This is a genomic window from Achromobacter ruhlandii (assembly GCF_002082135.1).
Classification (GTDB): domain Bacteria; phylum Pseudomonadota; class Gammaproteobacteria; order Burkholderiales; family Burkholderiaceae_B; genus Achromobacter; species Achromobacter ruhlandii.
The window spans coordinates 6,048,752-6,059,745 of record NZ_CP017433.1; the positions used below are offsets into that span (position 1 = coordinate 6,048,752).

10 protein-coding genes are annotated in these 10,994 nt (G+C 68.6%); 6 read left to right on the forward strand and 4 right to left on the reverse strand.

All coding sequences use genetic code 11. The features are described 5' to 3' along the window. Positions 1 to 3 precede the first annotated feature (3 nt). Positions 4 to 1,050, reverse strand: coding sequence for an agmatinase (gene speB / locus AruCF_RS27430; RefSeq protein WP_049070704.1), 1,047 nt, complete (start codon positions 1,048 to 1,050; stop codon positions 4 to 6). Continuing rightward, positions 1,047 to 2,447 carry a sodium:solute symporter family protein gene (locus tag AruCF_RS27435; RefSeq protein WP_049070702.1) on the reverse strand — a complete coding sequence of 467 codons (1,401 nt, stop codon included), beginning with the start codon at positions 2,445 to 2,447 and terminating at the stop codon, positions 1,047 to 1,049. The genes speB and AruCF_RS27435 overlap by 4 nt, the downstream gene beginning before the upstream one ends. A gap of 253 nt (positions 2,448 to 2,700) precedes the next feature. Between AruCF_RS27435 and AruCF_RS27440 the strand changes: the two genes are divergently transcribed. The 5 genes from AruCF_RS27440 to AruCF_RS27455 all read left to right on the forward strand — a co-directional run bounded on the left by AruCF_RS27440 (position 2,701) and on the right by AruCF_RS27455 (position 7,905). Beyond that, positions 2,701 to 3,618, forward strand: coding sequence for a LysR family transcriptional regulator (locus tag AruCF_RS27440; RefSeq protein WP_049070700.1), 918 nt, complete (start codon positions 2,701 to 2,703; stop codon positions 3,616 to 3,618). Positions 3,619 to 3,681: 63 nt separating this feature from the next. Next, positions 3,682 to 4,512, forward strand: a complete 831-nt coding sequence (panB, locus tag AruCF_RS27445; RefSeq protein ID WP_049070699.1) for a 3-methyl-2-oxobutanoate hydroxymethyltransferase — start codon at positions 3,682 to 3,684, stop codon at positions 4,510 to 4,512. A 72-nt stretch (positions 4,513 to 4,584) separates the two neighbouring features. After that, positions 4,585 to 5,286 carry a GTPase family protein gene (locus tag AruCF_RS30085; protein ID WP_254431158.1) on the forward strand — a complete coding sequence of 234 codons (702 nt, stop codon included), beginning with the start codon at positions 4,585 to 4,587 and terminating at the stop codon, positions 5,284 to 5,286. Positions 5,287 to 5,294: 8 nt separating this feature from the next. Beyond that, entirely contained in the window at positions 5,295 to 5,693 is a 399-nt protein-coding gene (locus tag AruCF_RS30090; RefSeq protein WP_254431159.1) for a YcjF family protein, read from the forward strand. Positions 5,694 to 5,823: 130 nt separating this feature from the next. Further along, positions 5,824 to 7,905 (forward strand): sensor domain-containing protein, encoded by a 2,082-nt coding sequence (locus AruCF_RS27455; protein ID WP_083037020.1) that lies wholly within the window; start codon positions 5,824 to 5,826, stop codon positions 7,903 to 7,905. 12 nt (positions 7,906 to 7,917) lie between these two features. On the opposite strand, the gene ocd is transcribed toward AruCF_RS27455, so the two are convergent. Together ocd and AruCF_RS27465 are read right to left on the reverse strand one after the other, a co-directional pair. Continuing rightward, positions 7,918 to 8,988 (reverse strand): ornithine cyclodeaminase, encoded by a 1,071-nt coding sequence (gene ocd / locus AruCF_RS27460; RefSeq protein WP_049070697.1) that lies wholly within the window; start codon positions 8,986 to 8,988, stop codon positions 7,918 to 7,920. 163 nt (positions 8,989 to 9,151) lie between these two features. Beyond that, positions 9,152 to 10,099 (reverse strand): LysR family transcriptional regulator, encoded by a 948-nt coding sequence (locus tag AruCF_RS27465; protein ID WP_049070695.1) that lies wholly within the window; start codon positions 10,097 to 10,099, stop codon positions 9,152 to 9,154. 113 nt (positions 10,100 to 10,212) lie between these two features. On the opposite strand from AruCF_RS27465, the gene AruCF_RS30095 reads away from it, so the two are divergent. Further along, on the forward strand, positions 10,213 to 10,994 hold a 782-nt coding region (locus AruCF_RS30095), incomplete at its 3' end, for an MFS transporter (RefSeq protein ID WP_254431160.1).

Sequence of the window (10,994 nt, forward strand, 5' to 3'; positions counted from 1 at the left end):
GCATCAGCGCGCGCCGCGCAGGCGCATCAGGCTCAGGATCTCGAACAGGATCTGCGCGCCCGCGTGCGCCGTGTTGGCGGTGGCATCGTAGGACGGCGCCACCTCCACCAGGTCGCCGCCGACGATGTCCAGGCCCGCCAATCCGCGCAGCATGGCCTGGGCCTCGCGCACCGTCACGCCGCCGACCTCGGGGGTGCCGGTGCCGGGCGCGAAAGCCGGATCCAGGCAATCGATGTCGAACGACACATACACGGGCGCGTCGCCGACCACGGCCCGCGCCTGGGCAATGATGGCGTCCACCCCCAGGCGCGGAATGTCCTCGGCATGGATCACGGTCATGCCGGATTCGTACGAGAACTCCCACAGGTACTCGGCCGAGCCGCGGATGCCGATCTGGATCGTGCGGGTCGGGTCGAGCACGCCTTCCAGCACCGCCTGCCGGAACGGCCCGCCATGATGGAAGCGGCTGCCGTCGAACGGACCGCCGGTGTCGCAATGCGCGTCGAAATGCACCAGCGCCACCGGCTGCCGCGCCCCCAGCGCGCGCAGGATCGGCAGCGTCACGGAATGGTCGCCGCCGACCGACAGCGGCGTGACGCCGGCCGCCACGATCTTCTCGTAGGCCGCGTGGATGTCCTCGTGCGACTGTTCCAGGCTGTAGCGGCTGCGCATCGGCACGTCGCCGATGTCGGCCACGCGCAGCTCGCGCACCGGCGTGCATTTGAGCGCGTGGTTGTACGGCCCGACCCGCTCGATGGCGCGCAGCGCGCGCGGCCCGAAGCGACAGCCGCTGCGATTGCTGGCCCCCAGATCCATCGGCACGCCCAGCAGCGCCACCTGCAGGTCGCCGAAATCCGGCCGGCTCCAGTCGACCTGCCGGGCCGGCGCGTCCAGCAGTGTCGGCATCCCGGCATAGGGCGCGCTGCGCGTGCCGCTGTCGTCGATGACGTTGGCCGCCACCGCGCGAAAGTGCGGATCGTGGATGACGGCTTCGTTGGCGCCGCCGAACCGGGCGCGCAACGCGGCCAGCTTCTCGGGGGTGAAACTCATGGGGTGCTCCTGGAAGATGAATCGCCGTGAACCGGCGCCGCCGCCTGTCCCATCAGGCTGACGATGATGAAACTGACGGCGCTGACGGCCAGGCTGGCGTAGATCGGCGTGTTGGCGGCCAGGCCGTCGCGGATCATGAAGCCGATCGCCGTGGCGCAGCCCAGCAGCATGCTGGCGATAGCGCCCGTGGTCGTTCCACGGCGCCACCAGATGGCGCCCAGGATCGGCACCAGCATGCCGCCGACCAGCAGGTTGTAGGCGCAGGTAAGCGCGTCCAGCACGTCATCGACCACCAGCGCGATGCCGAGCGTGGCCAGGCCGACCAGCAGCGTCATCAGGCGATGGCTGCGCACATGGGTGAAGCCGCGGCCGCCGCGCAAGGCCGGCAGCAGGTCCTCGGCCAACACGGTGGAAGACGCCAGCATCGCCGCGCTGGCCGTGGACATCATGGCCGCCAGCGCCGCCGCGATCACCAGGCCGCGGATGCCGGCGGGCAACTCGGCCTGCACGATGGCGGCGAAAGCGTTGTTGACGTTATCCAGGTCGGGCAGCAAGACCCTCGCCGTCATGCCGATCAGCGCGCCCACCAGGCCATAGACGATGCAATACAGCCCCGCCGCCGCCCCCGCCAGCCTCGCCACCCGCTCGCTGCGGGCGGTAAAGACGCGTTGCCAGATGTCCTGGCCGATCAGGATGCCGAAGAAATAGATCAGGAAATACGTCACGATGGTGGGCCAGCCGATCGCGGTCGGCGCGAAGCTGGCCGCCGGCAGTTTCGCCACCAGTTGGTCCCAGCCGCCGACCCGCGACAGGCAGATCGGCAGCAGCACGGCCATCAGGCCGACGGTCTTGATCAGGAACTGCACGATGTCGGTCAGGGTCAGCGACCACATGCCGCCCACCGCCGAATAGACCACCACCACGCCGCCGCCCACCAGGATCGCCAGCCAGAAGGGCATGTCGAACAGCACCTGCATCACCGTGCCGGTCGCGATCACCGAGGTCGCGGCCAGCATCAGCGCGTAGGCCATCATCACCAGCGCGCTGACATGCCGGGTGCGCGCGCTGTAGCGGAACTCCAGGATCTGCGTCACGGTGAAGATGCGCAGCTTCAGCAGCGGCCGGGCCAGGAACACGTTCAGCACGATGATGCCCAGGCCCAGCATGGCGCACAGCCAGAAGCCGGAGATGCCATGCACATACCCCAGCCGCACCGTGCCGACGGTGCTGGCGCCGCCGAGCACCGTGGCCGCCATGGTGCCCATGTAGAAGGCCGGTCCGAGATTGCGGCCCGCCACCAGGAAATCCTCGTGCGTCCTGGCCCGCCGCATGCCGTACCAGCCCAGTAGCAGCATCGCGGCCAGATAGGCCACGACCACGCCGATGTCGACAAACATGTCCTTCCCCTTGTCTCGTCGCGCGCGATCCGCGCGCTGAATCACCGCCGCCGGCCAAACAACTATCTACGTAGAAGTGAATCTGGAAAAATCGGTTTTCCGGACCCCCGATCGCTCCTTGGCCGCCGGCGGCACCGGCGCCGGGATGAATCGGCAACACCGGTGGAATAATAGGAATCCGGACTTTTTCCATCCATGCCTAGTTCGGAAAATTCACATCGATATCCATCAATGTTTCGTCCGTGATTACCCTATGCTCTCGACCGTTTCCGACCTCGACCTGCGCCTGATCCGCGTCTTCCTCACCATCGTCGACGCGGGCGGCGTGTCGGCCGCGCAGGCCCTGCTGGGCGTGGGCCAGTCCACCATCAGCAGCCAGCTCGCCACGCTCGAGACCCGCCTGGGCTTCACGCTGTGCGAACGCGGCCGCGGCGGCTTTCGCCTGACCGCCAAGGGGCAGCGCTTCGACAAGCTGGCGCGGCGCGCGCTGGCCTCGCTGGACGACTTCAGCGCGCAGGCGCGCAACATGCACCGGCAGCTGGTCGGCAACCTGACGCTGGGCCTGATCGGCAACGCCACCATGGCGCAGAACGCGCGCATCGGCCAGGCCATTCAGAAATTCCGCCGGCGCGACGAGGCCGTGCGCCTGTCGGTGCTGATCCGCAGTCCGCGCGAGCTGGAAGAGCTGATCCTCAAGGACGAGATGCAAGTCGCCATCGGCTACTTCCTGCACCGGGTGCCGATGCTGGACTACACCACGCTGTTCCAGGAACGCCAGATCGCTTACTGTGGCGCCACCCATCCGCTGGCGGCGCGCGCCGGCCGCGTCACCGAGCAGGACCTGGCCGACGCCGACTGGACCTGGCGCACCTATCCCTTGCCGGAGTCCTCGTTCGCCGGCCGGCCGCGCCACATCACCTCCGAGGCCGACAACATGGAGGCCGCGCTGATCCTGATCCTGTCGGGCGCGCACCTGGGATACCTGCCCGAACACTATGCAGCGCCCTACGTGGCGGCCGGCCTGTTGCACGCGCTGGATGCCGACACCTACCACTACGACGTCGAGATCAGCATGGTGGCCAAGCGCCGCGGCCAGCTCGACGACATCGCCGCGGCCTTTCTCGAAGACATGCGCGCGGCCCTGCTGACTACGCCCGAGGCCACGCCGTGATATACCTGTGCCGCGCGCCGCGCCCGCCCACGGGCCCGACGCACCGCATCCCAGGAGCCCCGCATGTCCACCACCGCCACCCTGAATTCCGCGGCCGCCGCGCCGCGCCGCATGACCGTCCCGGCCTTTCGCGCCCGCAAGCGCGCCGAGCCGCTGGTCATGCTCACCGCCTACACCGCGCGCATGGCCGAATTGCTCGATCCCCACTGCGACGCGCTGCTGGTGGGCGACAGCCTGGCGCAGACCATCTATGGGCTGCCGTCCACCGTGCCCGTCACGCTGGACATGATGATCGCGCACGGCGCCGCCGTCGCGCGCGGCGCGCGCCAGGCGCTGGTGGTGGTCGACATGCCCTTCGGCAGCTATGAGGAAAGCCCGGAACAGGCTTTCCGCTCGGCCGCCCGCGTCCTCAAGGAAACCGGCGCCAGCGCCGTCAAGCTGGAGGGCGGCCAGGCCATGGCGCCCGCCATCGCCTATCTTTCGGCGCGCGGCATTCCCGTCATGGCGCACATCGGCCTGACGCCGCAGGCCGTCAACATCCTTGGCGGCTACGGCGCGCGCGGCAGGGGCGAGGCCGAGTACGCCCGCATCGCCGCCGATGCCACGGCGGTGGCTGAAGCCGGCGCCTTCGCCGTGGTGATCGAGGGCGTGGTCGAACCGCTGGCGCTGGCCATCACAGAGGCCATCGGTTGCCCCACCATCGGCATCGGCGCCTCGGCCGGCTGCGACGGGCAGGTGCTGGTGGTGGACGACATGCTGGGCATGTTCGATCGCACCGCGCGCTTCGTCAAACGCTATGACGCCCTGTCCGACCGCATCCAGGCCGCCGCCCGCGACTACGCGGCGGACGTGCGCGCGCGCCGCTTCCCCGAAGCGGCGCACCTGTATGGCTGAGACCGGGCATTTCACGTCGGGGATTTCTCGCTAGAATCAAGCCATGCCCGATTTCCACGCTTCCCGCCAGCCATGACGCCGCCCCGCCAGGACACGCCCCAGTTGCAGGACGCGATCGCCGATGCGATCAGCACCGCCACGCGCGGCGCGGGCCGCGTCAACATCCTGGTGGCCGGCAAGACCGGCGTGGGCAAGAGCACGCTGATCAACGCGGTGTTCCGCGGCGACCTGGCCCGGACCGGCGCCGGCAAGCCGGTCACGCAGACCACGCAGGAATTCTCGCGCCCCGGCCACCCGCTCACCATCATCGACACGCGTGGCCTGGAAGTGGGCGACTACGCGCGCTCGCGCCAGCAGCTGGCCGACCTGATCCGCGAACGCGCGGCCGCCGAAGACCAGGACCGGCACCTGCACGTCGCCTGGCTCTGCATCCAGGACAGCAGCCACCGCGTCGAGGACGCCGAAGTCGAACTGAGCGCATTGCTGGCCGACGCCGGCATCCCGGTCATCGGCGTGCTCACCAAGGCTCGCAAGAACAGCCCGTTCCTGGAACAGGCCCGCGCGCTGCTGCCGCGCGCGCGGCAGATGGTGGCGGTGCGCGCCCTGCCCGAGCACATCGAGGAACTGGGCGCGGACCTGCCGCCGATGGGCCTGGACGCCCTGATCGAAGCCACCGCGCGGTACATACCCGAATCCCAGCAGCGCGCCTATGCCAACGCACTCTCAACCCGCAACCTGAAGGCCCTGGAAGTAAAAAAAAGCGGGCTGAAATAGAGGTCAACGTGGCCGCCGGCCTGGCCGCGTCGGCCGCCGCCGCGCCGATCCCGTTCTCGGACGCCGTGGCCCTGGTGCCGATCCAGGTCGGCATGATCGCCAAGATCGGCATTACCTTCGGCATGGAACTGAACACCGCCGCCATCAGCACGCTGGTCACCTCGTCATTGGGCGCGTCCGCCGCCACGCTGGTGGGGCGCTCGGTGGTATCGAGCCTGCTCAAGTTCATTCCCGGCGCCGGCAGCGCCGTGGGCGGCACCATCGCCGCCACCACGGCGGGCGCCATCACCAAACTGCTCGGCAACGCCTACATCGCGGTGTTGTACGACTTCTGCCAGAAACATCCGGGCCAGGACCTCGACATCCCGATGATCACACAGGCCCTGAAGCAACGCCTGAAGCCCTGAGCGCGCAACAACGCGCAAAGATTGGACTTAATCCGCCAGGATCGGCCTTTTCGCGCGGCGGCGGTAAATAATCGCGGCGGCACGACGTAAACGTAAAGCCGCGCATCCCGCAACGCCCCCCCAATCCCCCATGATCATCGACAATTCCGACGTGATGTACCGTCACCTTGTGCAAGGTGTGGTTGACTACGCAATCTACATGCTGAACCCCGACGGCACCGTCGCCAACTGGAATGCCGGCGCCGAACGCGCCAAGGGCTATACCCGCGAAGAGGTCGTGGGGCGGCATTTTTCCTGCTTCTACAGCCCCGCCGACCAGGCCGCCGGCCTGCCCGCGCGCGGTCTGGCGGCCGCCCGCGAGCAGGGCCGCTTCGAGGCCGAAGGCTGGCGCATCCGCAAGGACGGCACGCCGTTCTGGGCGCATGTGGTGATCGACGCCATCCAGGACGACGCCGGCGCGCTCATCGGCTACGCCAAAATCACGCGCGACTGCACCGAACGCCGCGAACGCGAACTGCAGCTGCTGCACGCCAAGGAACTGGCCGAACGCTACAACAGCGAACTGACCTCGTTGTCGAGCTTCCTGGAGGCGGTGGTTTCGCACATTCCCTCGTGCGTCCTGGTGCTGGACGCCGTGTCGCGCCGCATCCTGCTGGCCAACCGGCAGACCGAAGCCGCCTTCGGCGCGCGCCGCGAGCGGATGCAGGGGCAGACCATCCAGCAATGCCTGCCGCCCGGCGTGCACGAGTTCTTCGAGCGCCTGACCAACGACGCGCTGCGCTCGGACGGCGCGCTGCGCGAGGCCGGGCAGGAGGAAGTGGTCACCGAGCGCGGCCCGCGCACGCTGCGCAGCCGCACGCTGGTGTTCCATAGCAGCGACCCGCGCTCGCGCTACGTGCTGCTGATCGCCGACGACATCACCGACGAGAACGCGGCCCAGGCCCAGGTGCGCTATATGGCGCACCACGACACCCTGACCGGCATCCCCAACCGCCGCCTGTTCCGCGAACGGCTGCTCAAGGCGCTGGCGCCCGACGGCCGCGAACGTAGCGCCGCCGTGCTGAGCCTGGACCTGGACAACTTCAAGAGCGTCAACGACACGCTCGGCCACCAGCGCGGCGATGAACTGCTGCGCCAGCTGTCGCGGCGCCTGGCCAGGAATCTGCGCGAACAGGACACGCTGGCGCGCCTGGGCGGCGACGAATTCGCGGTGGTGCTGCCCGGCATCGAGAAAACCGACGACCTGCGCCAGATGGCGCAGCGCCTGATCGACGCGATGCGCGAACCGTTCCAGGTGGATGGCCACACCGTGCCGGTCAGCGTCAGCATCGGTATCGCCGTCGCCACCGCCCAGGAGGATGGCGCCGACCATCTGCTGCGCTACGCCGACATGGCGCTGTACGAAGCCAAACGCAACGGCCGCAACTGCCTGGCGTTCTTCAAGCCCGAGATGGAAGCCGCCGCGCTCAAGCGCCACGAAATGGAAATGGATCTGCGCCAGGCGATCCTGTCGCAGCAGCTGCAGCTGTACTACCAGCCCATCAAGGACACCAGCCACGTGCGCACCGTGGGCCGCGAGGCCCTGATGCGCTGGCGGCATCCGGTCAAGGGGCTGATCATGCCCAACGACTTCATCCCGATCGCCGAGGAAACCGGGCTGATCCACGAACTGGGCGCCTTCACCCTGCACGAAGCGTGCCGCGAGGCCATGACCTGGGACGCGCACGAAACCGTGGCGGTGAACCTGTCGGCCACGCAGTTCACCAACAACGCACTGGTCTCGCTGGTCGAGTCGGCGCTGGCCACCTCCGGCCTGGCGGCCAGCCGGCTGGAACTGGAGATCACCGAATCGGTGTTGCTGGCCAACTCCGAGAGCAACCTGAATATCTTGAACCGGCTCAAGCAGCTCGGCGTGAAAGTGGCGCTGGACGACTTCGGCACCGGCTATTCATCGCTGGGCTACCTGCGCAGCTTCGAGTTCGACAAGATCAAGATCGACAAGTCGTTCACCCAGGACGTGGAGTCGAGCAGGGAAGCGCTGGCCATCATCCGCGCCATCAACGGCATCGGCCGCAGCCTGGACATCCCCACCACCGCCGAAGGCGTCGAAACCGCGGCCCAGCTTGAACGGCTGACCCAGGAAGGCTGCTCGCATTTCCAGGGTTTCCTGCTGGGCCGGCCGGTGTCGCACGAACCGCCAGGCTCCGAATAGCGGCGGGGCGCCTCAATCCCTGAGCAACGCCTGGCTGGCGCGGGCCGCGGCCTGCGCGGCGGCCTGGCGGCCCCGCACCAGGTCGAACAGGTTCTTCGGATCGGCCAGCCGCGGCGCCACTTCGACGCGCGTGCCGATGCCGTGCCTGACGGCGCAGTCGCGCAGCCAGCGCAGCGCCGAGAAATCCTCCAGCGCGAAGCCGACCGAGTCGAACACGGTGATGTCGCGTCCGTCCTGGCGGCCGGCGCTCTGGCCCGTCAGCACGCGCCACAGCTCGGTCACCGCGAAGTCGGCCGGCATCTGCTGCAGGTCGCCCTCGATGCGCGTCTGCGGTTCGTATTCCACGAACACGGCGCCAGCCCGCAGCACGTCCGCATGCAGTTCGGTCTTGCCGGGACAATCGCCGCCCACGGCATTGATGTGCATGCCCGGCTCGACCATGTCGGCGGTGAGGATGGTGGCGTAGGCCTTGTCGGCCGTCACCGTGGTCACGATATCCACGCCCTTGACGGCGGCGGCGACGCTGCCGAAGCGGCGCAGGCGCAGGCCCGGCACGTCGGCCAGATTGCGCGCCAGCTTGTCGCTGGCGGCGGGATCGACGTCGTAAAGGTGCAGCGTGTCGATGCCCAGGATGTGGTGAAACGCCAGCGCCTGGAATTCGCTCTGCGCGCCGTTGCCGATCAAGCCCATGCTGCGCGAACCCGGACGGGCCAGGGCGCGCGCGGCCAGCGCCGAGGTGGCGGCGGTGCGCAGCGCGGTGGTCAGGGTCAGTTCGCTGATCAACAGCGGTTCGCCGGTGTTGACCTGCGCCAGCGCGCCAAAGGCCATCACGGTGCTCAGGCCGGCCGCCGGATTGCCGGGGTGGCCGTTGACGTACTTGAAGCTGTAGAGATCATGGTCGGCGGTGGGCATCAGCTCGATCACGCCGGTCGCCGAATGATTGGCGACGCGCGCGCTCTTGTCGAACTCCGGCCAGCGCAGGAAATCGGCCAGCAGATAATCCAGCAAGTCCTCGAATACCTTGCGCGGGCCCTGTGCGGCCACGATCTTCGCAACGTCTGTGGTGGTGAGCAGCGTCGTCATTGTTTTCCCCTGATGATTCGGTACAGAAATTCTGTCCGATGCCCAGGTCAATGCCTAGCGCCCACTTTCCACACAAAATGCAAGGAACCTGCCATTCTGGCAACGGCCCTTGCCACTTGTCGCAAACCGGCCGCGAAAGACGGCGCATGGCCCGCACCGGCCGTCAGGCCGCGTCCTGCCTGGCGCGCAATTCGACCGGCAGGTGCTCGCGCATGATCTCGATGAAACGCCGCAGGCGCGCCGGCTGTAAGCGCGACGGCGCATAGACCAGGTACACGGGCAGGGGCGCGGCGCGCCATGCCGGCGCCAGTTGCACCAGTTGGCCGCTGGCCAGTTCGTCGCGCAGCGCCCAGGCCGACGCAATGCCCGCCCCCAGGCCCAGCAGGGCGGCCTTGCGCAGGGCATACAGGCCATCGGTGGACAGGCGCGGCTGGATCTCGAAACACGCCACTTCGCCGCTGTCCACGTGCGTCAGGCTGACCTCGTCGCGGTAGAACGTGCGCAGCGCCAGCCAGGGCAGGCGCGCCAGTTCCGACGGGTGCTCGGGAACCGGTCCGCCGGCCAGCAGCGACGGCGCCGCCATCACGCTGCGCGGCACTTCGCCCAGCTTGACCGCCACCACCGAAGGATCCTGCACCGGCCCGACCTTGATGGCGCAATCGATGTTCTCGGCGATGAAATCCGGCACGCGGTCGTGCAGCAGCCATTCGACCCGCATGCGCGGATACTGGCGCAGGTATTGCGCCAACGCGTCCATGAACTGGTTCTGGCCGAAAGCGTGGGGCGCGACCACGCGCAACGTGCCCGCCAGTTCCTCGCCGGCGCCGCGCACGTCGTTCTCAAGCGATTGCCAGCTGGCCAGCAGTTCCTTGGCGCGCTCGTAACAACGCCGGCCGTCCTCGGTCAGCCGGATGGCATGGGTCGAGCGCTGCAGCAGCCGCACGCCCAGCGTCCGTTCCAGCAACTGCAGGCGGCGGCTGACGGTAGGCTGCGTGCCGCCCAGCTGCGCCGCGGCGGCCGACAGGCTGCCGGCCTCCACGATGCGCACGAAGGTCTCGATCAACAGCATGCGGTCGGTGCCGGTCGCGGCAGCCAGGGCGGGAATGGTCATACGCCTATCGTATAACGGATCTACCCGGCGGACGGCTACCCAAGGCCCCGCCACACGCTCAGAATCTGCGCCGTACGCACCTCATGGTGCCTTCCCCTGAACGGATTCCCATCATGTCCCCTGATACCCGGGCGCACCCCGCGCCACCATCCACCGACCTGTCCGCCGGACTGGTACTGCTGCTGGCCATCGGCGCCGGCCTGGCGGTCGCGTCGCTCTACTACAACCAGCCCATGCTCGGCATCCTGGGCGCGGACCTGGGCGCCACCCCCGGCGCGCTCGGCTGGATTCCCACGCTGACCCAACTCGGTTATGCGTTCGGCATATTGACGCTCGCTCCGCTGGGCGACCGCTACGATCGCAAGCGCATTGTCCTGATCAAGGCCGGCGCCCTCAGCGCGGCGCTGCTGCTGGCGGCCATGGCGCCCGCCATCGGCGTGCTGCTGGCAGCCAGTTTCGCCATTGGGCTGGCAGCCACCCTGGCGCAGGACATCGTCCCGGCCGCCGCCACCCTGGCGCCCCCCGCGCACCGCGGCCGCATCGTCGGCACCGTGATGACCGGATTGCTGCTGGGCATCCTGCTATCGCGCGTCATCAGCGGCGTGGTGGCCGAACAGTTCGGCTGGCGCGCGATGTTCCTGGTGGCGGCGGTATCGATCCTGGCGCTGGGCGCGGCGCTGTGGCGCGGCCTGCCGGCGTTCACGCCCACCACCACGCTGCCCTATGCCGAACTGCTGCGCTCGCTGCCGCGGCTGTGGCGCCAGCACGGCGAACTGCGCCGCGCCGCCACCGCGCAGGGCCTGCTGTCGCTGGGTTTCAGCGCCTTCTGGTCGACGCTGGCGGTGATGCTGCACGGCGCGCCGTTCCATCTGGGCGCGGCCGCGGCCGGCGCCTT

Coding starts and splice junctions, on each gene's coding strand:
- speB (WP_049070704.1), bottom strand. CDS start 1,050: ATGAGTTTCACCCCCGAGAAGCTGGCCGCGTTGCGCGCCCGGTTCGGC.
- AruCF_RS27435 (WP_049070702.1), bottom strand. CDS start 2,447: ATGTTTGTCGACATCGGCGTGGTCGTGGCCTATCTGGCCGCGATGCTG.
- AruCF_RS27440 (WP_049070700.1), top strand. CDS start 2,701: ATGCTCTCGACCGTTTCCGACCTCGACCTGCGCCTGATCCGCGTCTTC.
- panB (WP_049070699.1), top strand. CDS start 3,682: ATGTCCACCACCGCCACCCTGAATTCCGCGGCCGCCGCGCCGCGCCGC.
- AruCF_RS30085 (WP_254431158.1), top strand. CDS start 4,585: ATGACGCCGCCCCGCCAGGACACGCCCCAGTTGCAGGACGCGATCGCC.
- AruCF_RS27455 (WP_083037020.1), top strand. CDS start 5,824: ATGATCATCGACAATTCCGACGTGATGTACCGTCACCTTGTGCAAGGT.
- ocd (WP_049070697.1), bottom strand. CDS start 8,988: ATGACGACGCTGCTCACCACCACAGACGTTGCGAAGATCGTGGCCGCA.
- AruCF_RS27465 (WP_049070695.1), bottom strand. CDS start 10,099: ATGACCATTCCCGCCCTGGCTGCCGCGACCGGCACCGACCGCATGCTG.